Here is a 23,334-nt window from a genome sequence, read left to right on the forward strand (position 1 = left end):
ATGAGCATAACGCCCATTAAGTCAGGCACTGGCAATTTAGCTAATGTGATTTATCAACAAATAAAGGATGATATTTTTAGCTTTAAGCTCAAACCTGGACAACGTTTTACTGAAACGGACCTTTCTGAAAAGTATGAGGTTAGCCGTACCCCAACACGGCAAGCACTGTATCGACTTGAACAAGAAGGCTATGTGAATGTGCATTTCCGCAGTGGTTGGGAAATTAAGCCTTTAGATTTTACCTTTTATCAGGAGCTCTTTGATTTACGTATGATCTTGGAAAAAGAGGCTGTTAAACGTTTATGCGTAATGGATCATGAGCAATCTGAAGAATTACAGAATTTAAAGCGATTATGGCTTGTAGACGAACAGGACTATAACCAGAACACCCAAGCATTGGTGCTGCAAAGTGAAGATTTTCATTGTGCCTTGGTTAGAGCTGCAGGAAATCGTCAAATCGCCAAGATTCATCATGAAATCAGTGAAAAAATCCGAATTGTGCTCAGTCTAGGCGCCATGCGTGAATTCGATATCCAGCATGCTTATCAAGATCATGCTGCAATACTTAGATGTATTTTAGCTCGTGATGCTGATGGGGCGATCCATTTAGCAGAACATCATGTCTTACATAGTATTGAGGACGTGAAGAAAATTACCCTTAAAATATTTTCAACTGTTTAGGATAATTTATTAAAAAAATGCCAATTTTCAAAAATTGGCATTTTTTTTGCTTCTAATCCATATCTTGTATACAAGAATGTACACAAAACTAATCCAGCGATGCTAGAACAACTTGCGCTTAGTTTTAGTGCATTAATTTTATGAATAGTGCACCAATTTGAAATCACTATTTGTAAATGCATCAATATTGTGCGTATAGATGAGGATAGTTTTTTTGAAATCGCGTGTAGTTTTTTTAATGAGTTTGGTTGGTATAAATGATCAGGTGATTGCAACAGATCAGGTCAAAACCTTAGATACGATTTATGTCAGCACAGCTTTAGCCTCAGAATCTACACAGCAATCTCAAGCTTTAAGCAAGTTTCAGCATGATCTATTGGATATCCCTTTCAATAAAAGTCATCTGTCGCAAGATGTCATTCAGCAGCAAGATATTCAGCGCATGGATCAAGCCCTTAGCATCGTGAGTGGGGTATTGCATCAAAATAATTATGGTGGGGGCTTTTGGGATAATTATTCATTCCGGGGATTCCAAGGCAATCCCAATATGGGGGTGAATGCCATTCGTAATGGGCTAAGTGTCAATCGTGGCATTTCTGCACCGCGAGATATGGTGAATATTGAATCACTGGATTTTTTAAAAGGTCCCAGTGCCGCACTGTATGGACGTGGTGAGGTCGGTGGGGCATTGAATGTCACCACAAAAAAACCACAATGGACGCCTGAAACAGTGCTTAATCTTCGTGGAACAACACAAGATGAATATCGTTTAAGTCTAGAGCAGACCGCGCCAATCAGCGATGCGTTGGCGTATCGAATGGCCTTTGCCATTGAGGATAATCAGTCGTTCCGTGATCATGTCAGTAGCCAACGTTTATTTGTCGCACCGCAATTCTCGTGGAAATTATCTGAAAATACCCAAGTGGATTTAGACACTGAATTTACCCAGCATTTAGGCACATTTGACCGTGGTATCACGGCTGTAAATAACCAGTTATTGATGGATCCAAAGACCTTTACCGGTGAGCCTTCTGATGATGATATGCGCGTCAAAGACAATCTCTATCAAGTTCGATTAAAGCATCAGTTCAATGACGCATGGCAGATGAATGCTGCGATCAGTTATAAAGATGCGCAGATGGTTGGCTATTCAACAGAACCACGCAAATTACAGGCCGACCTTGAAACATTAGAGCGTCAGCGTCGTCATCGTGATTATCAGACTGAGGATATTCTGCTACAAGGTGAATTACTTGGTCAACTGCAACTCGGTCATGTGCAGCATGAATGGGTACTCGGTGCAGAAACAGGACGTTTAGACTTTATGCAACGTCAATTGCGTCTCAATCACTCGGCTGCTCAGCCCAATTGGATCAACATTTACCATCCCGTTTATGGGCAATTTAGTTCCGAGATGCCTTTACATACCGATTCGGATGAACGTCAGCAGTACATGGCTGTGAATGTACAAGATCAGGTCTTTTTTAATGACCAATGGAATGTGTTATTCGGAGGTCGATTCGATCGTGTCGAACAGCGCTTCATCAACCATCGCACGCAGTTCAAGGATCAGAGTACAGCACAAAAGTTTAGCCCACGCATAGGCCTTAATTACCGTCCTACACCAGCACTGTCTGTATATAGCAATTATGGTGAAGCATTTTCCATGAATAATGGCATGGGTCGTACAGGGGAGACGTTTGCACCTGAAACAGCGAAAAGCTATGAAATCGGCGCGAAATACCAATGGCAAGATCACAGTATGCTTAGCATCGCCTTGTTTGATATGAGCAAAAAAAATGTCCTGATGACGGATGCCATTGATCCAAACTATGAAGCTGCGGTTGGTGAAGTGAAAAGCAAAGGGCTCGAAATTGACTTCAACCATCGTATCAATGACCAGATGATGGTGTCAGCAGGCTACGCCTATATGGATGCCAAAGTCAGCAAAGATGATGTGTTACCTGCAGGCTCAGCACTGAGCAACGTACCCAAACATAGTGCACATGTCATGGCAAGTTATGACCTTTGGCAAAATACGCAACATGCAGCAGGTCTAAATTTCAACCTCAATTATGTCGGGCAACGGAGTGGAGACAGCCCAACCAATACGGCTAATGGTTTCAGCTTACCTGCCTATACCGTATTGAACCTTGGGGCTTATTACCAAGCAAATCCAAATTTACGCTATCAACTGAATATTCATAATCTGTTAAACGAGGAATATTATCTATCCAGTTATAGCCATGTATGGATTCAACCCGGTGAGCCGATCAAAGCAGCGTTATCGGTACAGTGGCAATACTAATGCAAAGATTTATTGTCCTTTTACTGAGCTGTGTACTGTTGGGTTGTACGGCAACAGAGCAACCGATATCAGCAAAAATACAAAGCCCAACATCGCACTGTGTGGTTGATAGCTCAGAGACCGAAGTCTGCCTAGCTCAGCCAGCACAGCGTATTGTGTCCTTGTTTGAATCAGGTTTAGACGGGCTATATATGTTGGGGCAGGGTGCAAAGGTCGTGGGGATTCCTGCTGAGGTCTATTTACAGACCTTGTTATTTAATGCTTATTCCAAAATGGATCCACGTATTGCCAATAAGCAACTCGCTACACCTTCACAAGGCTCAAATGCCACCAACATTGAAAGCTTAATGCTATTAAAGCCAGATTTGGTGATTTTAGGTAGTGGGCAAACACAAACCATTCAATTGCTTCGACAATTTGGTATTGCAGTCTATGTGATGGAATCAGGCACTTACGATCAGGTGAAAGAAGAGCTGTATGAAATTGCACAGCTTACAGGTGCTGAGCAACGGGCTAAAGAAATTCTGGATTTTTCAGATGTGCTTCTGGCTGAAGTGGCACTCAAAACCTCAAAGCAAAAATATAAGCAATCAATATATTACGCATGGTCAGGTGGACGAATTTATTCAACCTCAGGCCGTAAATCGATTACCAATGATTTTATTGAATTGGCAGGGGCTTACAACGTCGTTAAAACGGAGACCAATCAACCGAATGTCAATCCAGAAACGTTGATTGAGTGGAATCCTGACAATATTGTACTGTGGAATACCGACCCAAACCTGATTTATCAGCGTAAAGAATTGCAAGGTCTAAAAGCAGTACAACAACAGAAAGTGTTTAATCTCAGCCCTGCATTTATCTATAACCCACATACCATCAAAATTCTTGTGACTGCTATTTATCTGCATCATCACATTTACCCTGACACCTCAGACTTAGCAGTTGAAGCCTTGCAACTCAAAATTTTAGAGAAACTCTATGGTCAGAAAATTGCCAAGGAGTTGATGTCATGAATAAGGCAAAATTGAAATACACCTGGTTTTATCCATTGCCGATTCTACTGATTTTTATGTCGCTGTTGCTAGGACCGAGTCAAACATTAAGCGCAGGGGATTATGCACTGTGGTTTATCCAGTGGATGTTGGGTACAGCGTATTTTGATGCGCAACAATTTAGCTTGATGCAAAATATTGTCTTCAATATTCGCCTACCACGCATCTTATTGACCTTTATGGTCGGTGCTGCTTTGGCAACAGCCGGCAATGGATTGCAAGCTTTATTCCGCAACCCCTTAGTGGATTCCTATGTGCTAGGGATTTCTTCAGGTGCCGCCTTTGGTGCGGCTTTAGCATTATCTTTGAGTTGGTTATCGCCCAATTTATCGGCGTTTATTTTTGGCGTATGTGCAGTGGCATTAACCTATGTGTTTGCCCAGCAAAAGCATGAAAGCCAAACTTCATTGGTGATGGTGATTTTATCCGGCATGATTGTTTCAGGTCTGTTTTTAGCAGGACTGACCATTATTCAATATTTAAGTGATCCTTTTAAATTACAAGCGATCGTGCAGTGGACCATGGGGAATTTACATCAGGCATCGTGGCAGAAAGTCCAATATGCGGTTGTGCCGATTACGGTGGCTTTAATGGGCTTATACGCCATGCGTTGGCGCTTGAATCTGATGGCATTGGGAGCTGATGAAGCACAAGCTGTGGGGGTGAATCCGAAGTGGGAGCAACTCATACTGATTGTATTGGTGACGCTATGCACCTCCACTTCAGTAGCTGCCGCAGGCATTATCAGTCTATACGGACTATTTATGCCGCATATTGTGCGCATGCTGGTCGGCCCTGACCACCGCTACAGTATTCCTGCCAACATGATTCTAGGCGGTAGTTTTTTACTGCTGATTGATAATTTTTCACGAGTTTTACTGAGCTTTGAAATTCCAATCGGCATTTTCACCATGCTCCTCGGTGCGCCATTTTTCTTATTATTAATCAAAACACAAAGGACGGCTTGGGCATGATTCATATTGAACAGTTGAACTATGCCTATGGGCATAAACACGTGTTAAAAAATATTCAGCTTGAATTTCCAGCCCATCAGTTCTCGGTGATTTTAGGTCGCAATGGTTGTGGCAAATCTACCCTATTTAAACTGATGGCAGGTTTAGAACAGACCACAGATGGGCAAGTACTTTATGCAGGTCGAGCTTTAGAAAACATAAAAGGTAAAGAAAGGGCCGCGCTACTTGGATTTTTACCGCAGTTCCATAAAACGGTTTTCCCATTTTTAGTTAAAGATGTGGTGATTACAGGTCGGGCTGCATTTAGTCGATTTCGTCCATCTAAACAAGATTGGGATATGGTCGATCAGGCTTTAATTGATCTCGATATCGAACATTTAAAAGAACGCCCTTATACCGAGCTGTCAGGCGGAGAGCGTCAATTGGTGATGATTGCCCGTATTTTGGTGCAAGCACCAAAAGTGATTTTATTAGATGAGCCGACCAATCATTTGGATGTCTATTATCAATCTTATTTGATGAAAAAACTGCGTCAATTGTCACGGCAGAATTTTACTGTGATCGCCATTATGCATGACCCGAATTTGGCATTTTTATTTGCCGATCATTTGTTCTTTATGCGTGAACATGAAGTGATTCGCCCTGATTCAAAAGCGCGTCTCACCGATCCGAAATTTTTAAAAAGCGTCTACGATGTGGAGTTTCATGAAGCCATGATTCAAGACAAGACCATTGTTATCCCTGATCATTCTTGGTTGTAAAATGAATTTATCCTATGAAACACTGCAATCCGCTGATCAATCTGTCATTCAATTTGCTTTAGATTCACGGCAGCTTTTATTTCCAGAACTGTATGGTGCTTGTATTCCAAAAGATATTGCCCAGTTTGAGCAGTACTATGTGGACAGTCCTTTAGGCTGTTTTATCGTGGTCAAAAATCAAGCCAAAATTATTGCAACGCTTGCTTACCGTGCCTATGACGGACGTTTTGATTTGGATATTGCTGAAGGTGCTGTTGAGGTGGTCAAACTTTTTGTACTGCCTGAATATCGTCGACAAGGCATTGCCACGCAACTGTGTCAGTTATTATTTACACATGCCGAGCAACACGGCATAGAAACCTTGTATTTGCATACACATCCCTTTTTACCTGCAGCGGAGCAATTTTGGCGTTTACAAGGTTTCGAAGTGATTAAACGTGAGTGGTTAAAAACTTACAATACCATTCATATGTTAAAAACTATAAAATCTGATCAACAATTTTGAAATTTAGCCATAAGCTTAATTATTTATATAGATTATAGCTAAATACTGAAGTAATCAGTCTAGATCATCCAGAGCATTTGAATAGAATTTCACACCTATTTTGATGCGATCACGCCCTTGGCTCATACGCCAACGATTAGTATCACGTAAGGAATAGACGCAACCACAATATTCCTGTTGGTAAAACTCCTCTTTTTTGCTGATTTCGAGCATACGCACAGCACCACCATTCTTACGCCAGTTGTAATCCCAATAAGTTATCCCTTCATAATGTGAAGCTGAACGATGACCACAGTCGTTGATTTGCTTCATATCTTTCCAACGGGAAATACCAAGCGAACTACTTATTAGACTGAAGCCATTTTCAGCTGCATATAAAGCTGTACGTTCAAAACGCATGTCAAAACACATAGTACAACGAATGCCTTTTTCAGGTTCATTTTCCATACCTTTGGCGCGTGCAAACCAATTGTCTGTATCGTAATCACAGTCGATAAAAGGAATGTTATGTTTTTCGGCAAAGCGAATATTTTCTTCTTTACGAATTTCATATTCTTTGACAGGATGAATATTGGGGTTATAAAAAAAGATCGAAAAGTTGATGCCTGATTCAATCAGGGTTTCCATCACTTCACCCGAGCATGGTGCACAGCAGGAATGAAGTAGAAGTTTGTCGTGACCTGCTGGGAGAGACAGTTTTTGACGTTCAAGTTTGTTTGACATGGTTATATAGGTTTAAATTTAAACCCTATATTTTAAAGATTGAGTTGATAATTAAACCTCTAATAAGCTGATATTTTCTAAGGTTAGGTTGAGATAAATTCACTTGAGCACCATTTGAGTGAACGGAATCGCATCCGTATACCAGTGATCTACTCATTAACTGCATGGATAAGTTAGCTCATCTATTCTAAATCGCTTTGAAATAGCGAATATGCTTTAACATGAGGGATTCTCATCTTAAGTTGAATTTATATCGTTTTACTCACTTTATTATTCACGTTTAAATACAGCCATTCAGAAATTTAGTTTTTTATAAAATTTTAGGTGGCAATCTCCATGAGTACAGCATTTGAGTGTTCAATTAAACGTATCCGTTTTGATGAAAACTATACGCCAGCAGAAAGTACACGTTTGACTACAAACTTTGCTAATTTGGCTCGTGGTGAAAGTCGTCAGGAAAATCTGCGCCGTACACTTGCGATGATCAACAACCGTTTTAATAGCTTGGCGACTGTCGATAATCCTAAAGGTGATCGCTATTCACTTGAGATCGACATCATTTCTGCAGAAATTGATATCGAAGGCAATGGACAAACTTTCCCATTTATTGAAACACTGAAAAGTGTGGTGATTGACCACCAAACAGGTGAACGTATTGAAGGTATGATTGGCAATAGCTTCTCATCTTATGTGCGTGATTATGACTTCAGTGTGGTATTGCCTCAGTTGGGTTGTGGCGTGGGTGAAAAACCTGAAGATTTTGGTAATCTACATGGCAAATTGTATAAACATCTGGTGAATTCAGCAGTATTTAAAGCAGAATTCAACAAAGAACCGGTAATTTGCTTAAGTGTTTCAACCTCTAAAACCTATTATCGTACATCCAATGTACATCCTATTTTAGGTGTGGAATACAAAAATGATGAATATTCACGTACCGATGAATATTTTGCCAAAATGGGCTTACGTGTACGTTATTTCAAACCTGAAGGTGGTAACGCACCACTCGCATTCTATTTCGCTGGAGATTTACTTCGTGATTACACTGATTTTGAATTGATCAGTGCGATTGCGACCATGGAAAGTTTCCAACGCATCTATCGACCTGAAATCTACAACACCAATTCTCCTGCAGGCGTGGAATATAAACCAAGCTTAAGCTATGGCGACTACTCACTAACTCGTATTGTTTATGACCGTGTAGAACGTGCTGAGTTAGCAGTCAAACAAGGTAAATGGACAGAAGAAAATTTCATTAAGCCTTATCAAGACATTTTAAATAAATGGGCTGAAAATTTCGAAGTCGAAACAGCTGCTTAAAACATCCAATTGATATACAGATTCACGAATTTAGAGAAAGAAGATTAGACATGGCACTTACACCACCGAAATTATTACTCCCAACTTCAACTGCGGGTAGTTCACCGAAACCATCTTGGTTAGCTGAGCCTGAAAAACTATGGTCTGCATGGAAACTCGAAGGGGAAGAGCTTCTTGAGGCAAAACGTGATGCATTGAAATTATCATTACATGAGCAAGTCACTGCTGGTATTGATATCGTGAGTGATGGTGAACAAACCCGTCAGCACTTCGTCACTACATTTATTGAGCATCTTGAAGGTGTGGATTTCGAAAAGCGTGAAACCATGCGTATTCGTAATCGTTATGATGCAAGTGTACCTTCTGTTGTGGGCGAAGTTTCTCGTAAACAAGCAGTATTTGTAGACGATGCGAAATTCTTGCGTAGCCAAACCAATCAGCCAATTAAATGGGCGTTGCCTGGTCCAATGACCATGATTGATACTTTATTTGATGGTCACTACAAGAGCCGTGAAAAATTGGCTTGGGAATTTGCCAAAATTTTAAACCAAGAAGCTTTAGAGCTTGAAGCAGCAGGCGTGGATATTATCCAATTCGATGAACCGGCGTTTAACGTATTCTTCGATGAAGTAAATGATTGGGGGGTACCAACCCTAGAGCGTGCACTTGAAGGTTTAAAATGTGAAACTGCGGTTCATATTTGCTACGGTTACGGTATTAAAGCCAATACCGATTGGAAACAAACTTTGGGTAATGAATGGCGCCAATACGAAGAGTCATTTCCGAAGCTACAACAATCTAAGCTCGATATTATTTCGCTTGAATGCCAAAACTCACGTGTGCCAATGGATTTGATTGAATTGATTCGTGGTAAGAAAGTCATGGTCGGTGCAATTGATGTGGCAACTAATCAAGTTGAAACCGCAGTAGAAGTCGCGAATACCCTGCGTAAAGCTTTGCAATTTGTGGACGCGGATAAGCTTTATCCATCAACGAACTGTGGTATGACGCCGCTCTCTCGTCAAGTGGCACGTGGCAAGCTTGAGGCTTTAAGTGCTGGAGCTGCCATTGTCCGTAAAGAGCTAGAAGCTTAATCAAACGTAGTCTTGTATTAATCAGGGCAAATCGTCGCAAGATCATTTGTTCTGTCTAATGTACGACACGTCATATGTATATTTGAGATGAAAGAGATGATTGAAGCAACAGACTTTAGAAATGCAATGTCTTTACTTACAACTGCGGTAAATGTGATTACAACCACAGGCGAAGCAGGGATGCATGGCTTTACTGCATCTGCGGTATGTAGTGTCACAGATACTCCGCCAACACTATTAGTCTGTATGAATCAGTCCTCTCGTTCACATGTACATTTTGTTGAAAATAAAATCTTAGCTGTAAACGTACTGAGTACTCAGCATGAACAGCTTTCGAATGCTTTTGCTTCAAGCAAACTCAGCTCAGAAGATCGCTTCAGACTAGGTGATTGGATTGATTTAAAAACTGGGTCGCCGATTTTAGAAGATGCTTTAGTCAGTTTTGATTGCGAGATTGAGAATATTCAACAAGTCGGTACACATAGTATTTTTTTATGCCGGGTGACTGCAGTAAAGCAAAGTAATCAAGAAGAAAGTTTGGTGTACTTTAACCGTGCTTATCATCAAGTGGGTCAGTTGGAACACGCTTAACTCAACCCCTTAATCCCTTCATCTTTTTAAAAGTTAGTCTATTGTGGAACTTATAACCTTTTTAATCATCGGTGCATTTGCTGGTTTTGCGGCTGGGCTGTTTGGTGTAGGCGGTGGTACGATTATTGTGCCACTACTTTTTATTGTCTTTACCCAAATGGGTTATGATCCTGATGTCATTATGCATCTGGCACTAGGTACATCTTTAGCAACAATCGTTGTCACTTCGATTAGCTCATTAATGGCACACCATAAAAATGGTGCTGTGCTATGGCCTGTATTTAAAAATTTAGCTCTACCCATGGCCATCGGCTGTTTTGCAGGTGCTGGAATTGCTGGTTTGTTACCGGGATTACATCTTCAAATCATGGTCGGCTTATTTTTGATTTGGGTGGCGTATACTATGTTTACAGGCGCGAACAAAGCAATGAATTCAACAATGGCTCTTCCTTCATCAAGTCAGCAAGTTGCAGCAGGTAGTGTCATTGGGATTGCATCTGCACTCTTTGGGATAGGTGGTGGTAGTCTGACCGTTCCATATCTGAATCGTTATGGGGTGGTGATGCAAAAGTCTGTCGGTACATCTGCTGCTTGTGGATTACCAATAGCTCTAGCTGGTGCTATAGGGTTTATGGTTTTTGGTATGACTGCTGAGATCAATGTGCCGAATACCATCGGGTATGTTCATATTTATGCTTTCATTGGCATTAGTGTGATGAGTTTTATAACAGCAAAATTTGGTGCCAAAACTGCACATGCCTTATCGCCAGCAATGTTAAAGAAATGTTTCGCTGTCTTGTTGGTTATCATAGGAAGTATCTTCCTTGTAAAAGGATTGATTTAATTTCACCCAAATGTCTTATCAGCCTAGATAGCTCACTTAATGTGGGCTAAAGCGAAGATTTTAATATGTCCCTAGAGGGATCATGATTTGAGTTTTTTCCCATATGATCGAACTAAAACATTTGAAAATGCTATTGGCTTTGAGAGAGCATGGCTCTTTAGTCGCTGCAGCGAGTGATCTCTGCATTACACCTTCAGCCGTATCTCATCAGTTACGTGAGCTTGATCAGTGGATGGGGGTTGAAGTCGTCAACCGCAAGACGAGACCAATTACTTTTTCTAATGTTGGCTTAAGACTGTTGCAGTTAGCGGATGAAATTTTACCGCAAGTTCAGATTGCTCAAAGCGATATCACGCGTATTATCCATGGGCAAACTGGTAGAATTACATTTTCTTCAGAATGCCATAGTTGTTTTGATTGGCTCATGCCGATATTAAATCAGTATCGAAACCAATATCCTGATGTTGATTTAGATTTCGCATCAGGGTTTGAAGCAAATCCTCATGAATTGCTACAAAATGGCGAATTTGATTTGTTGATTACTGCAGACCCAATTGCATTAAAGGGAGTTGAATATTTCCCAGTATTTGAATATGAATCACGACTTGTTTTATCTACAACACATCCTTTGGTACGTGCAAAAAACATTACTGTTCAAGATTTAGCTGATGAAACGCTGATTACATTTCCAGTAGACAAACATCGTTTAGATATCATGTCGAAGTTGTTCATTCCTGCAAATATTCTTCCAAAAAATATTCGAACCACAGATCTGACCCAGATGCTGATTCAGTTAGTCGCAAGTGGGCGTGGAATCGCAGCTTTACCAGATTGGGTGGTAAACGAATATGAAACCAAAGGGTGGGTCACTTCACGTCGCCTAGATTGCGTTGCACCAGAGGGGTTAAGGCGTACTTTATATGCAGGTTTTCGAACTGAAGATAAGGAAAAAGATTATTTCGATTCATTTTTAAAAAAATTAGCTAAATTTTCAGAATCAAGAAAACTTTATTACATGTAAGAAAGTTTAATCATTCTGAATAAAGTGAAGATTGAACCTCGAATGAATCTTCATATTAATAATGAGCAAAGTTAAGATGAAAATTAGATAGTCGCTATTATTTGTATGAAGACGAATTTTTTGCTTTAGATTATACTTTTTTAACTAAGAGTGATGTCTGACATCGATACATTGGACTCATCATCTGTTTGTAGACAGTAAACGATTTGATCTCAGCCCATTGCCCACCATTTTGGTCATTTATCTAAGTGTTTTTTTTAATTATAAAACTCAATTCATTATAAATTTAAGATTATATCCATGATACAACTCATACCTTCATTTTCAGTTTCAGACTATCTCAGCTTATTTTCGATTATCTGTACGACGCTTATAGGTATCGTTGCTGTCTTTTACGGTCGAAAAACGTATTTTGTGAGTCTGAAAAGTTTTAATGAAAATAAAAATTTATATGAGGCTGCATCTTTTTACATTCGTGAATTTATCTCTGTAAGCCCGAATAAAACAATAGATCCTTTTTTGAAGAAAATTGCCAGTGATCAACTTAATGGCGGTGTCGAGATTCCTTCATTTTTAACCGATATACTTATACGCAAATATGCAGATTACTATTTTTACTTAGTGAAGTCCCTTCGCACTACATGGAAATTTTTTAAAGTTGAAAATGGAGAAATTCAATGTATTTATTCAGAACGGGAATTAGTCTTTAAAGGGTTAGCGTATGGTGCTCTATATACCGTCACCGGTTCCTTAGCTTTTTTTATATTTTCAAATTTTACTTGGTTTTTAGCTCGTTATACCTCAGATAGCGCATTAAACACAGGGATGACTTTAATCATTTTACTTGTATTTCTTTTGTCCGTAGCACTTGGAAGCTTAGTTATGATTTTTAAGTTAATCACTGTGCGTGATATCAATCAGAGTCTAAACCTACTTAAGCAATCAGAAAATAACCGCTCAAAACAAACAAAATAGAATCATGTGTTAGCTTTTTTCTTTGCACAAGAAAATTGCACGCAGGTTAATTTCGGTGCTTACCGAGTATTCTTTACTCCGACTGATTCAACAGGTTTACTTGAATTAAATTCTGTTCAATACAATCAGCTCTAAGAGAAATGTTATATATCAAGCGATAGTAATACTAAAATACAAAAAAGTATTACTTTGGCATAGCCTTTGCATCTATCTACATCATCATAAAGTGATCTAGGGTTCCGATACATGAACAATCATGTATGTCTGCGACCGAGAGTTCACGGCTTAAGTTGCAAGCTCAAGCTACACGGAGGGATAAAAGCCCGGGAGGTAAACCGTAGAAGATTGGGATGGATGCATATGAGCACAATAACTTATCACGAAGATCAAGTCCTTTGGACGGAACGTTTACCGGGTGGACACCATTGGTCAGCACGTATTCAGCGTGGCGCAGTATTACAACTCAAAGCCTTAGGTAAAAATGCCAATGTGGCACTGTACTGCATCAATAGCGAAGATAAGCTCGAACGCTACAACATGCCAGACAGCTTAAAAGGGCAACATACGGCATTTTTAAGTACAGGACATATCCTTGCATCTGACCTTGGTCGCGCGATGATCTCTATCGTCAAAGATGACCATGGCTGGAATGATGCATTTTGTGCACCAAGTACCGCACAACAAATTGAACAACAATTTGGTTCAAAAACCTTTCAAGATGTACGCAACGACATGTACCGTAACGGCAAAGATTCTTTACTGCTTGAAATGACCAAATTCGGCTTATCCGCAACAGACCTTAGCAGTACTTTAAATCTGTTTTCCAAAGTTCAACCAGATGACAATGGCAACCTCAGTTATGTGGCATCTGACAATACTGATCAAGTGATTGAACTGCGCTTTGAAATGGATTGCTTAGTGTTCTTATCATCCGCACCGCATGCTTTAGATAACAGCACGGAATATGCGCCTGCCGATGTTCAATTGTCTTTATACAAAGCACTTCCTTTAAGCGACAGCGATGTATGTCGTGATTCATGCCCGCAAAATCAGCGTGCATTTCAAAACAATAATCGTTACTACGCACTCAGCGCTTAATTGGGGGATACAACATGACTGCATTAGTGAAATTAGAAAAATCAGTTTTAAGCGAAGTTTGTCCTGCCGGTGAAGCATGGATGTGCGAAGTCAAAAAAGGACAGTATTTCCGTATTGTGGATTTAGAAGGCAACCAAGCGGTGGATACGCTGTTTATCTCGGCATCAAACCCTGAAGAGCGTTATAGCGCAACTGATACCTTAGCGATTAATCAACAAATCTATTTAGAAAAAGGCACAGCTCTATACACCAACTTTGGCAACAAAATTGCCACCATCCATGATGATAACTGCGGTCGCCATGACACTTTAGGCGGTGCTTGTTCATGTGAAAGTAACACCGTTCGTTATGCACATGACAAATATCCAATGCACAGTTGCCGTAACAATTTCATGATTGCATTGTCTCAGCATCCAATTGCCAAAAAACATGGCTTAAACGTGCGCCACATCGGTCCAAATATTAACTTTTTTATGAATGTGCCCGTGACCTCTGAGGGGCATCTAAAGTTTGATGATGGTATTTCTGCACCGGGTAAATATGTGGAAATTAAAGCGGAAATGGATTTAATCGTGCTGATCTCCAACTGCCCACAACTGAATAATCCTTGTAATGCCTATAACCCAACCAAAATTCAATTGATCATCCGTGAAGGCGAGGACGCATAACCATGACTAAAAAATATGGATTGAATAAAGTTTTGATCGCCAACCGTGGTGCAATTGCGTGTCGTGTCATTCGTACCCTTAAAAAACTCGGTATCCAATCAGTTGCAGTCTATTCAGAGGCCGATCGTGATTCACTGCATGTGACTTTAGCGGATGAAGCGGTGTATATCGGTGAAGCACCAGCCAGCCAAAGCTACTTAAACGTTGAAAAAATCTTAGAGGTTGCTAAACAAACCGGAGCACAAGCCATTCATCCAGGTTATGGCTTCTTGTCTGAAAATGCTGAATTCTGCGACCTATGTGAATCACAGGGTATTGCTTTTATTGGACCAAATTCTGCGCAGATGCGTGCCTTTGGTCTGAAACACACGGCGCGTGAGCTTGCGATTCAAGCCAATGTGCCATTATTACCGGGTAGTCAATTACTTGCAGATGAAGCTGAAGCCTTAACGGAAGCGAATCGTATTGGTTATCCTGTGATGCTGAAAAGTACGGCCGGTGGCGGTGGGATCGGCATGCGCTTGGTCTGGAATGAAGCTGAACTGAAAGATGCTTATGCAACCGTGTCTTATTTAGCCCAAGCCAACTTTAAAGATGCCGGTTTGTACTTAGAGAAATTTGTGCAAAATGCCCGTCATATCGAAGTGCAAATTTTTGGCGATGGTCAAGGTCAGGTGATCGCACTCGGTGAGCGTGATTGTTCAGTACAGCGTCGTAACCAAAAAGTAATTGAGGAAACGCCTGCACCGCATATCAATGATGAACAGCGTGCCTACATCCAAAATGTTGCCATTCAACTGATGCAGTCGGTAAATTACCGTTCTGCGGGTACGGTTGAATTTGTGATGGATACCGATACACAAGAATTCTATTTCTTGGAAGTGAATACCCGTCTACAAGTGGAACATGGCGTGACCGAGCAAGTCTTTGGTGTTGACTTGGTGGAATGGATGGTGACATTAGCCAGCGGTGATTGGACTGCACCAATTGAAAAACTCGAATCGAAAGGGCATTCGATTCAAGTACGTTTGTACGCTGAAGACCCAATCAAGAATTTCCAACCTAGTGCAGGCTTACTCACCCATGTTGAGTTTGATGACAATGCCCGAAATGAAACATGGGTAGAAACAGGTTCCAATGTATCGTCATTCTATGACCCGATGATTGCGAAGATTATTGTGACTGCGGATGATCGTGCTTCTGCGATTCAAGCTATGACCGATACTTTGGCGAAAACCTCAGTTGCAGGGATTGAAACCAATCTTGAATATTTACAAAACATTATCGACTGTGAGGTATTTAAAGCCGGCACACAAACTACACGCTTTTTAAATACTTTTGAGTGGAAAACCCAAAAGATTGAAGTGTTACAAGCTGGCATTCAAACTGCTGTGCAAGATGTTACAGGACGTTTGGGCTACTGGGATGTTGGTGTGCCACCATCAGGTGCGATTGATCCATTATCACTCAATGTTGCGAACCAATTGCTTGGCAATGCGTATAACACTGCAGGCTTAGAATGTACGCTACAAGGTCCAACGTTAAAATTCCATTGTGACAGTCAAATTGTGCTTGCCGGTGGCGATATGCCATCAACACTAGATGGCGAAGCTGTGCCAATGTGGCAAACCATCAATGTGCGTAAAGGTCAGATTTTAAAATGTGGCAAAATTACAACAGGTTGCCGCACCTATATCGGCATCAAAGGCGGGCTAAATGTACCTGAATATTTAGGTTCACAATCAACCTTTACCTTGGGTCAGTTTGGTGGTCATGCCGGGCGTAACTTACTGATTGGCGATATGCTCCCAATTACAGCATTCACAAGCGATGAAATTAAAGCTCTTGCACCTGAACAAGTGCCTTCATTTAGCCATGAATGGGAAATTGCGGTGATGTACGGCCCACATGGTGCGCCTGATTTCTTCACCAAAAATGATATTGATACCTTCTTTGCCAATACCTTTGAGATTCACTTTAACTCAAGCCGGACCGGTATCCGTTTAATTGGTCCAAAACCTGAATGGGCGCGTATCGACGGTGGTGAAGCAGGTCTGCATCCATCCAACATTCATGACAATGCCTATGCCATTGGTGCCATCGACTTTACCGGTGACATGCCAATTATCTTGGGTCCAGATGGTCCAAGTCTCGGTGGTTTCGTTTGTCCTGCAGTGGTGATTCATTCTGAACTATGGAAACTCGGTCAGCTTAAAGCCGGTGACAAAGTGAAATTTGTCCCTGTAAGCTATCACCAAGCCAAACTTTTAAATGAAAAATATCATGCGCAATTAGAAGCTTCAGATACAGAAGCGGTGGCATTTGATGAGTCGTTCTATCCTGAACTCGCAACTCTAAAAAATGCGGTTCTCGATACCTTAAAAGGTGAAAATGGTGCGCCTGATGTGGTGTATCGTCCTGCCGGCAATAACTATATGTTGGTTGAATATGGCGAGTTGGTGCTTGATCTAAACTTACGTTTCCGTATTCATGCCCTCATGCAATGGGTTCAAAAACAGAATATTCAGGGCATTATTGACCTAACACCGGGTATTCGTTCGCTACAAATCCATTTTGACTCGATCAAACTCGATCAGCTTGATTTACTGCGTTTATTGCAAGTGGCTGAAGCTGAATTGCCTGATGTGACCGAGATGCAAGTCCCATCACGGACTGTATATTTACCACTGGCTTGGGAAGATTCACAAACGCAACTTGCCACCGAGCGCTATATGCAAACCGTTCGTCCAGATGCACCGTGGTGTCCGGACAATATCGAATTTATTCGTCGCATTAATGGCTTAAAAGACAAACAAGCCGTAAAAGATGTCGTCTATAACGCAAGTTATTTGGTGATGGGCTTAGGCGATGTGTATTTGGGAGCACCTGTAGCAACACCACTTGATCCACGTCAGCGTTTAGTCACTACTAAATATAACCCTGCACGGACTTGGACCCCTGAAAATGCTGTCGGCATTGGCGGTGCCTATATGTGTGTCTATGGCATGGAAGGTCCGGGGGGCTATCAGTTTGTTGGTCGTACTACGCAAATGTGGTCACGTTATCGTAAAAATGCTGACTTTGAGCAAGGTAAGCCATGGTTACTACGATTCTTTGACCAAATTAAATTCTATGAAGTCTCTGAAACTGAACTGATGCACATGCGTGAGGACTTTAAAGCAGGTCGCTTAAAATTGCGTATTGAAGAAGGCGTGTTGAACTTAAAAGAGTACAACGACTTCTTAACTGAAAACCAAGCATCGATTTCAGCATTTAAGGCTGTGCAACAAGCGAACTTTGATGCTGAACGCCGTCGCTGGCATGAGGCAGGACTTGCAGAATATGTCTCTGAAAGTTTAGATGCTGTGGATGATGGTGAAGGCGTAGAAGTGCCTGAAGGGGGCTGTGCGGTGGAATCGCATATGCCGGGTTCAATTTGGAAAATTGAATGTCAGTCAGGGGATATTGTGGAAGAAGGTGCAACGCTTGCGGTGATTGAAGCAATGAAGATCGAGATTCCGATTATTGCGCCTGAGCGTATGAAGGTTGAAGCGATTACCATTGAAAAAGGGCAAACGGTGAAAACGGGACAGGTATTGTTTACGTTGGCTCCAGTGGCTTGATGAAATAGAAATAAAAAGACCGCTTAGGCGGTCTTTTTATTTGGTAAAGGATTTTCCGATATAATGTGTTCGAATATTTTCTCACATAATTCTTTAGCAGAATCAGTTAATTCCCATTCAACATGATCCATAACTGTTAGAACTAAGCGACAAAATTTAAGTTTTTCTTTAATAGTGCCTGATTGATCGGAAAAACATTTTTTAGGTTTGCCATCGTCAGTTTTAGGATCACCATCTTTAATTTGATCATCGATAATTTTTCCAATTCCATTTTTAGCATGGAAATAATTTTTAGAAATATTTAGCTTTAAAATGTCGAAACCTTTTTTTGTATCTGCTTGCATGCCATCTATGGATGGATGATTGGAAAGGATATTTCTTTTTAGCTCATTATCCTGAAAAGCATCCTTTAAGCCTAAAAATTTAATACGGCAAGCATGGTAAATAATGTTTGATGGAAGGGTATTCTCAGTTTCTTTACATTTTAAAAGTAAAAATTTTTCACCAAGATTTTCTTCTAGAATTTCAGCTCTGTTACTTTTATTTTTGATATCACCATCTGCAATAAGTAAGACGCTACTTGTTGTTAAGAGAGCATTTAAACCGCGATCATCTAAATGATCAGTAAATTTATCTCTGAAGTCCCAATGCGTTAAGTTGCTACCTGCATATTCTACAAAAGTGTAGTGATAATTCGGCATTAGCCGTTGAATATCTGATGAGCGAAATTTATATAAATCTAATTTATTAGGTTTTCTTTCAACGAATAAGGCTTCTTCTTGTTTTAAAACTTCTAAATATTTCTGCATATATTTAGTGATATACAGCCGATCTGTAATACCCTCTACCCAAATAGTACAGTTTGCCAAATAAACCGAAGAAGGACGTACACCGAGAGAAGCAAGTAAGTCACGATCTCGGTCACAACGATAAATCTTAAACTCGAATTCGCTCGAGTTATCTTCTTTAGGTTGCTTCACAAATTTTTGAATCATGACTTGGTCTGATTCATCTGCCATATCTAAAAGATGATTCGAGTGTGTGGTAAAAAAGTAATAATGTGGCGTTTCATTTAAGTAAAAATTCATGAGTTGACGAACCATACCTGCATGCATATGAAGTTCTGGTTCTTCTATAAAGAAAGCATGTGTTTTATCTTTGTTGATAAATGCTTCATAAGTCAAAATGATGGCTTGTTGCAGACCATCACCTAATTGAGATATAGCAAATTGTTTATCTTTACCAATTTTAATATTCACAACGTCTTGATCATGTTTAGGAATCAATGAAACAGCTTCGTTATCAAAGAAATATTGGCTTAATTTTTCTTCATAGCTTTTAATTAATTCGCGTTGTTCAGGCTCACCTAGCAAATGAATTTTAAGTTCATGGTATAGGCATTCACCTGTAATAATGTTTTTAGAATTAAATTTATCTCTATTGGGGAAATAATCTTTTTGAGCACGTTCGATGTATGGTTGTTTGTTTTCTTGGTTAGTGACCGGACGCATTCCACGTAGAATAGGGATATAAAATCTATTTAAAAAACAACCAGAAATTTTTACAATTTCTTCATCACTTATCTCGAAAAGACTATAATCCTCAAAAAATCCTTTTAAATTATTATCTCTTTCTAAAAATCCTTTAATGGAAGAATTTAAATAGATTAACTGATTTACTTTATTATTTTCCAAATCTTGAATTAGATCTTTATAATTATGTTTAATATTGGAATAGCTTGAACTATATCCAAACTGTGTTTCTAAATTAGGTAAACGTGTCTTTAAAATTTTTAAATTCTTGACCAATTTTTGTAAGTTATAAAATCCACTAGGATAATTACTAATAAATAGATTTCTTAAAAATCTACTTTTTCCTGCATTATTCTTACCAATGAAAAAATTAAGACGTTTTATTTCTATTACTTCTTCATTATCGGTTTCTGTATCATTATCTGAACTGTAACCTTCTAAATTTTCAGCCCAGTAATATAATTTTTCTGTCATAAAAAGTCCCTATATTTGGTGACTAATTTAGCAGTAATTTATTTCTTTTCAAATTGATAAAAATTACCAATACTCTATAAAAATGAGCTCAGTAGCCCAATTGATCTTTATAAAGTGAAATTGAGATCGGCAGGCTATTGCTTGGTCTATCAAGTCATCGATGCAAAAATTGTGGTACTGGTCTTAGACTTAGACCGCCTTGATTCGATCAATAAAAAAATATAATTATTTCAAACTCTCTTTATGCTCTTGTCCCCAAACCGCCATTTGCACCATCAACTTTTCTAATCTCCGACCTGATGGCGTAAGATCATACATTGAAGTCGTTTTACCCGTGGTTTCATCAAGAGACTCAATTTTTTCAACAACATTGTTCAATTCAAGTTCTTTGAGCTCTTTAGAAATCATTCTTGGTGTAATGCCTTGCAGCAGACGTTCAATCTCATTAAAACGGCGTGGCTGTTTAATCATGGTTGCAACAATCGCAAGTTTCCATTTGCCATTAATGACGTTCATGGCATTTTTAAGCGCCACAATAAACATCAAATTACATTGGTCATCTTCGCTTAATGTTTCAGCATTCTCTTTCATAAAATCAGCCATCTATCCTCCCATCTCGTCATAAAATTTAATCAAATGAAATCCTAAATTCACTATACAACAGTATAGTGATCTCGTTTTTTAACTCGCCTATAAATTACATCATTGCAAAAATAATCCAAGGTTATTGAATGATTTTAGTTACTGGTGCTACTGGCCATTTAGGGCGAAGTGTAGTGCAACAATTAAAGCAACAGCTACAAAACAATGAATTTGCTGTATTAGCGAGAAACTTAGAAAAAGCCAAACCTTATGTCAACGAACATATTGAAGTCCGTGAAGGAGATTTCAATCAACCTGAAAGTTTGATCAAAGCCTTTCAGGGTATCGACAAGCTACTTCTCATTTCAACGATGGAAATGAATCGCTTTGAACAACATAAGAATGTCATCGACGCTGCGCTTGAAGCAGGTGTTCAACATGTGTATTACACAGGTTTGTCCATTCAAAATATCGAAAATTCAGCGGTGAAGGATTTGATGATCAGTCATTTTCAAACTGAAGATTACCTCAAAGCAAGCGGACTGAAATATACACTCCTACGCAACACCATGTATGCAGAAGCGATTCCACAAATTATCGGTGAACGGGTCATCGATACAGGCATCCAGCTCTCTGGGGGTGCCGGAAAAGTGCCTTATGTGCTAAGAGCTGAGTTAGGAGAAGCAATAGCAAATGCCTTAATTCAAAATGATCATGAGAATAAGGTCTATGAGTTAGTCGGCAGCCAAGCTTATAGTTATCAAGTTATTGCTGATGAGCTAAGTCAACTCAAAACAATACCAGTGGAATATCACGATCTCACTGAAGAAGCCTATCAACAGTTGTTAAAAAGAATCGGTTTGCCCGAATTTCTGATCTATCTCACACATGGCACAGTCGTAGATATTAAACATCAACAGTATGAAGTTCAAAGCCAAGATTTAGAACAACTTTTAGGTCGTCAAAGCCAATCACTCAAATCAATGTTGGCAAGTTTATACGCTTAAAGAATTAAAAATATTCACATTCAAATATTATAGGTAAATACATGAAATTATTAGAAGCTTTACAGTGGCGTTATGCAACCAAACAAATGACTGGTGAAAAACTACCGCAAGAATTAGTCGATCAAATTCTTGAAGCTGCGCGTTTAGCACCGACCTCAGCGGGCTTACAACCGTTCCATATTATCTCGATCAGTAACCAAGAACTTAAAGAGAAAATTTCACCAGTTGCATTGAATCAACCGCAAATTACCCAGTCATCGCATCTTTTGGTATTTACGGCTTGGGATACGATTCCAGACGAGCGTATTGATGAACGCTATAACGCAATGAATCGTGAGCGTCATTTACCTTTAGATACGACCATGGATGTGGTGCAAAACTTAAAGAACCTGTTCTCGACGTTTACTGAAGAGCAGCAATACCACCATACTGCAAAACAAGCACATATTGGCTTTGGAATGGCAATTGCGGCAGCAGCTGAGTTAGGTGTAGATGCAACGCCAATGGAAGGTTTTGATAAAGATGGTCTGGATGAATTATTAGGTTTAAAAGAAAAAGGCTTAAAGTCTGTGGTGCTATTGGCACTAGGTCGCCGTAATCCAGAAAAAGATTGGTTAATTGGATTGAAGAAATTCCGTATTCCGCGTGAGGAGTTCGTCACTGATATCCAGTAAAGTATTTCATTAGAACAAGAAGACAAAATAATAACTATTCGAGTTGACCGTCTATCTCCAGAAAGGCGGTCTTTTTGCATTTCTGAACATTGAACAAATCAAGTGCACAATTTTGATTCATGCACATTTTTGAATCTTTCCGACGACTTTTTCCTAGCTCTCTTTTATATATCTCAAGAAAAGTTTTGGCACGTTTTCTGCATTTAACTAGTATTACCAATTCTTTTTTTTGTAATACCTAGAGGTGCTGCAGATGACGACAAATCAATCCAAACAATCGAAGCATCCCATCCTTCAATTCTTCATTGAACTGATGAGCGTCCGTGCGGGTTTACACCTACAACAATCTCAAAAACCTAAGGAGCTCAAACGTGCCTAAACAGAAGCTGGCGCGGATCAGCATCACTTTACCTGAAAATACATTGCAGGCTATGGATCAAAAAATTGTAGATCAACATTATGAAAGCCGATCTCAAGCCATTGTTGACATGATTAACCACCATTTGATCAATGACCTCGTCAGCCGAAATGAGGTCATGGTCGGTACTTTAACCTTACTGTATGACGTCAGTTTAAAGCCATTAAGAACACAACTTATTGATTTACAGCAACAGTTTTTGACTCAGGTGATTAGTTCACTACATATCCAATTAGATGATGACAAAGTCATGCAGGTGATGTTGATGCAAGGGGTCAGCAGTGACCTAAAAGCGATCAGTGAGCAATTTAAAGCATTAAAAGGGGTAATTAAGGGGCATTTAGAGCTGATGGATGCAGTCATGCCACCTATTCCTCAAAATTCGGAACACGTATAAGGAGCACCG

At 39.8% G+C, this 23,334-nt stretch carries 22 protein-coding genes and 1 riboswitch; of the genes, 19 read left to right on the top strand and 3 right to left on the bottom strand.

From position 1 onward, the window contains the following. From AC1M9P_RS06500 to AC1M9P_RS06525, 6 genes are all read left to right on the top strand, one after another. Positions 1-681 (top strand): GntR family transcriptional regulator, encoded by a 681-nt coding sequence (locus tag AC1M9P_RS06500; RefSeq protein WP_035267952.1) that lies wholly within the window; start codon positions 1-3, stop codon positions 679-681. Between the two features lie 214 nt (positions 682-895). Further along, entirely contained in the window at positions 896-2,989 is a 2,094-nt protein-coding gene (locus AC1M9P_RS06505) for a TonB-dependent receptor (RefSeq protein WP_481587078.1), read from the top strand. Beyond that, a complete protein-coding gene (locus tag AC1M9P_RS06510) occupies positions 2,989-4,005 on the top strand; it encodes an ABC transporter substrate-binding protein (RefSeq protein ID WP_481587079.1) in 1,017 nt (338 codons plus the stop codon). The genes AC1M9P_RS06505 and AC1M9P_RS06510 overlap by 1 nt, the downstream gene beginning before the upstream one ends. Beyond that, entirely contained in the window at positions 4,002-5,018 is a 1,017-nt protein-coding gene (locus AC1M9P_RS06515; RefSeq protein WP_481587080.1) for a FecCD family ABC transporter permease, read from the top strand. The genes AC1M9P_RS06510 and AC1M9P_RS06515 overlap by 4 nt, the downstream gene beginning before the upstream one ends. Further along, positions 5,015-5,779, top strand: a complete 765-nt coding sequence (locus AC1M9P_RS06520) for an ABC transporter ATP-binding protein (RefSeq protein WP_481587081.1) — start codon at positions 5,015-5,017, stop codon at positions 5,777-5,779. The genes AC1M9P_RS06515 and AC1M9P_RS06520 overlap by 4 nt, the downstream gene beginning before the upstream one ends. 1 nt (position 5,780) lies before the next feature. Continuing rightward, positions 5,781-6,284: a GNAT family N-acetyltransferase gene (locus AC1M9P_RS06525; RefSeq protein ID WP_481587082.1), complete on the top strand. Its 504-nt coding sequence runs from the start codon at positions 5,781-5,783 to the stop codon at positions 6,282-6,284. Between the two features lie 54 nt (positions 6,285-6,338). Here AC1M9P_RS06525 and AC1M9P_RS06530 read toward each other — a convergent pair whose 3' ends face one another. Further along, positions 6,339-7,007 (bottom strand): epoxyqueuosine reductase QueH, encoded by a 669-nt coding sequence (locus tag AC1M9P_RS06530; protein WP_092766431.1) that lies wholly within the window; start codon positions 7,005-7,007, stop codon positions 6,339-6,341. A gap of 336 nt (positions 7,008-7,343) precedes the next feature. Here AC1M9P_RS06530 and AC1M9P_RS06535 point away from each other — a divergent pair, with 336 nt between their 5' ends. The 9 genes from AC1M9P_RS06535 (at position 7,344) to uca (ending at position 18,241) form a co-directional block, all read left to right on the top strand. Beyond that, positions 7,344-8,327, top strand: a complete 984-nt coding sequence (locus AC1M9P_RS06535; RefSeq protein WP_481587083.1) for a putative oxygenase MesX — start codon at positions 7,344-7,346, stop codon at positions 8,325-8,327. A gap of 50 nt (positions 8,328-8,377) precedes the next feature. Next, positions 8,378-9,421 (top strand): methionine synthase, encoded by a 1,044-nt coding sequence (locus AC1M9P_RS06540; protein WP_481587084.1) that lies wholly within the window; start codon positions 8,378-8,380, stop codon positions 9,419-9,421. Positions 9,422-9,517: 96 nt separating this feature from the next. Continuing rightward, positions 9,518-10,012 carry a flavin reductase gene (locus AC1M9P_RS06545; RefSeq protein WP_180027880.1) on the top strand — a complete coding sequence of 165 codons (495 nt, stop codon included), beginning with the start codon at positions 9,518-9,520 and terminating at the stop codon, positions 10,010-10,012. A 43-nt stretch (positions 10,013-10,055) separates the two neighbouring features. Continuing rightward, positions 10,056-10,856, top strand: a complete 801-nt coding sequence (locus tag AC1M9P_RS06550) for a sulfite exporter TauE/SafE family protein (protein WP_481587085.1) — start codon at positions 10,056-10,058, stop codon at positions 10,854-10,856. A 103-nt stretch (positions 10,857-10,959) separates the two neighbouring features. Next, positions 10,960-11,877, top strand: a complete 918-nt coding sequence (locus AC1M9P_RS06555; RefSeq protein ID WP_481587086.1) for a LysR family transcriptional regulator — start codon at positions 10,960-10,962, stop codon at positions 11,875-11,877. Between the two features lie 300 nt (positions 11,878-12,177). Further along, entirely contained in the window at positions 12,178-12,852 is a 675-nt protein-coding gene (locus AC1M9P_RS06560; protein ID WP_481587087.1) for a hypothetical protein, read from the top strand. A 220-nt stretch (positions 12,853-13,072) separates the two neighbouring features. Next, a riboswitch (guanidine-I (ykkC/yxkD leader) is annotated at positions 13,073-13,184 on the top strand. Between the two features lie 28 nt (positions 13,185-13,212). Further along, positions 13,213-13,950 (top strand): urea amidolyase associated protein UAAP1, encoded by a 738-nt coding sequence (locus AC1M9P_RS06565; protein ID WP_481587088.1) that lies wholly within the window; start codon positions 13,213-13,215, stop codon positions 13,948-13,950. A 14-nt stretch (positions 13,951-13,964) separates the two neighbouring features. Beyond that, positions 13,965-14,618 carry an urea amidolyase associated protein UAAP2 gene (locus AC1M9P_RS06570; RefSeq protein WP_179998177.1) on the top strand — a complete coding sequence of 218 codons (654 nt, stop codon included), beginning with the start codon at positions 13,965-13,967 and terminating at the stop codon, positions 14,616-14,618. Positions 14,619-14,620: 2 nt separating this feature from the next. Further along, positions 14,621-18,241, top strand: coding sequence for an urea carboxylase (uca, locus tag AC1M9P_RS06575; RefSeq protein WP_481587089.1), 3,621 nt, complete (start codon positions 14,621-14,623; stop codon positions 18,239-18,241). A gap of 23 nt (positions 18,242-18,264) precedes the next feature. Here uca and AC1M9P_RS06580 read toward each other — a convergent pair whose 3' ends face one another. Further along, positions 18,265-20,247 (bottom strand): AAA family ATPase, encoded by a 1,983-nt coding sequence (locus tag AC1M9P_RS06580; protein WP_481587090.1) that lies wholly within the window; start codon positions 20,245-20,247, stop codon positions 18,265-18,267. Positions 20,248-20,472: 225 nt separating this feature from the next. Beyond that, positions 20,473-20,850, bottom strand: coding sequence for a winged helix-turn-helix transcriptional regulator (locus AC1M9P_RS06585; RefSeq protein WP_481587091.1), 378 nt, complete (start codon positions 20,848-20,850; stop codon positions 20,473-20,475). A gap of 128 nt (positions 20,851-20,978) precedes the next feature. Here AC1M9P_RS06585 and AC1M9P_RS06590 point away from each other — a divergent pair, with 128 nt between their 5' ends. The 4 genes from AC1M9P_RS06590 (at position 20,979) to AC1M9P_RS06605 (ending at position 23,325) form a co-directional block, all read left to right on the top strand. Beyond that, on the top strand, positions 20,979-21,836 hold the full coding sequence (locus AC1M9P_RS06590) for an SDR family oxidoreductase (protein ID WP_481587092.1): 858 nt from the start codon (positions 20,979-20,981) through the stop codon (positions 21,834-21,836). Positions 21,837-21,877: 41 nt separating this feature from the next. Further along, positions 21,878-22,510, top strand: coding sequence for an NAD(P)H-dependent oxidoreductase (locus AC1M9P_RS06595; protein WP_035263843.1), 633 nt, complete (start codon positions 21,878-21,880; stop codon positions 22,508-22,510). A 253-nt stretch (positions 22,511-22,763) separates the two neighbouring features. Next, positions 22,764-22,889, top strand: a complete 126-nt coding sequence (locus AC1M9P_RS06600; protein ID WP_257219874.1) for a hypothetical protein — start codon at positions 22,764-22,766, stop codon at positions 22,887-22,889. Beyond that, a complete protein-coding gene (locus tag AC1M9P_RS06605) occupies positions 22,882-23,325 on the top strand; it encodes a CopG family ribbon-helix-helix protein (RefSeq protein WP_035263841.1) in 444 nt (147 codons plus the stop codon). The genes AC1M9P_RS06600 and AC1M9P_RS06605 overlap by 8 nt, the downstream gene beginning before the upstream one ends. The last annotated feature ends 9 nt before the right edge of the window (positions 23,326-23,334 follow it).

It is taken from the genome of Acinetobacter sp. 25-47-122 (genome assembly GCF_056779695.1).

Coding starts and splice junctions, on each gene's coding strand:
- AC1M9P_RS06500 (WP_035267952.1), top strand. CDS start 1: ATGAGCATAACGCCCATTAAGTCAGGCACTGGCAATTTAGCTAATGTG.
- AC1M9P_RS06510 (WP_481587079.1), top strand. CDS start 2,989: ATGCAAAGATTTATTGTCCTTTTACTGAGCTGTGTACTGTTGGGTTGT.
- AC1M9P_RS06515 (WP_481587080.1), top strand. CDS start 4,002: ATGAATAAGGCAAAATTGAAATACACCTGGTTTTATCCATTGCCGATT.
- AC1M9P_RS06520 (WP_481587081.1), top strand. CDS start 5,015: ATGATTCATATTGAACAGTTGAACTATGCCTATGGGCATAAACACGTG.
- AC1M9P_RS06525 (WP_481587082.1), top strand. CDS start 5,781: ATGAATTTATCCTATGAAACACTGCAATCCGCTGATCAATCTGTCATT.
- AC1M9P_RS06530 (WP_092766431.1), bottom strand. CDS start 7,007: ATGTCAAACAAACTTGAACGTCAAAAACTGTCTCTCCCAGCAGGTCAC.
- AC1M9P_RS06535 (WP_481587083.1), top strand. CDS start 7,344: ATGAGTACAGCATTTGAGTGTTCAATTAAACGTATCCGTTTTGATGAA.
- AC1M9P_RS06540 (WP_481587084.1), top strand. CDS start 8,378: ATGGCACTTACACCACCGAAATTATTACTCCCAACTTCAACTGCGGGT.
- AC1M9P_RS06545 (WP_180027880.1), top strand. CDS start 9,518: ATGATTGAAGCAACAGACTTTAGAAATGCAATGTCTTTACTTACAACT.
- AC1M9P_RS06555 (WP_481587086.1), top strand. CDS start 10,960: ATGATCGAACTAAAACATTTGAAAATGCTATTGGCTTTGAGAGAGCAT.
- AC1M9P_RS06560 (WP_481587087.1), top strand. CDS start 12,178: ATGATACAACTCATACCTTCATTTTCAGTTTCAGACTATCTCAGCTTA.
- AC1M9P_RS06565 (WP_481587088.1), top strand. CDS start 13,213: ATGAGCACAATAACTTATCACGAAGATCAAGTCCTTTGGACGGAACGT.
- AC1M9P_RS06570 (WP_179998177.1), top strand. CDS start 13,965: ATGACTGCATTAGTGAAATTAGAAAAATCAGTTTTAAGCGAAGTTTGT.
- uca (WP_481587089.1), top strand. CDS start 14,621: ATGACTAAAAAATATGGATTGAATAAAGTTTTGATCGCCAACCGTGGT.
- AC1M9P_RS06580 (WP_481587090.1), bottom strand. CDS start 20,247: ATGACAGAAAAATTATATTACTGGGCTGAAAATTTAGAAGGTTACAGT.
- AC1M9P_RS06585 (WP_481587091.1), bottom strand. CDS start 20,850: ATGGCTGATTTTATGAAAGAGAATGCTGAAACATTAAGCGAAGATGAC.
- AC1M9P_RS06590 (WP_481587092.1), top strand. CDS start 20,979: ATGATTTTAGTTACTGGTGCTACTGGCCATTTAGGGCGAAGTGTAGTG.
- AC1M9P_RS06595 (WP_035263843.1), top strand. CDS start 21,878: ATGAAATTATTAGAAGCTTTACAGTGGCGTTATGCAACCAAACAAATG.
- AC1M9P_RS06600 (WP_257219874.1), top strand. CDS start 22,764: ATGACGACAAATCAATCCAAACAATCGAAGCATCCCATCCTTCAATTC.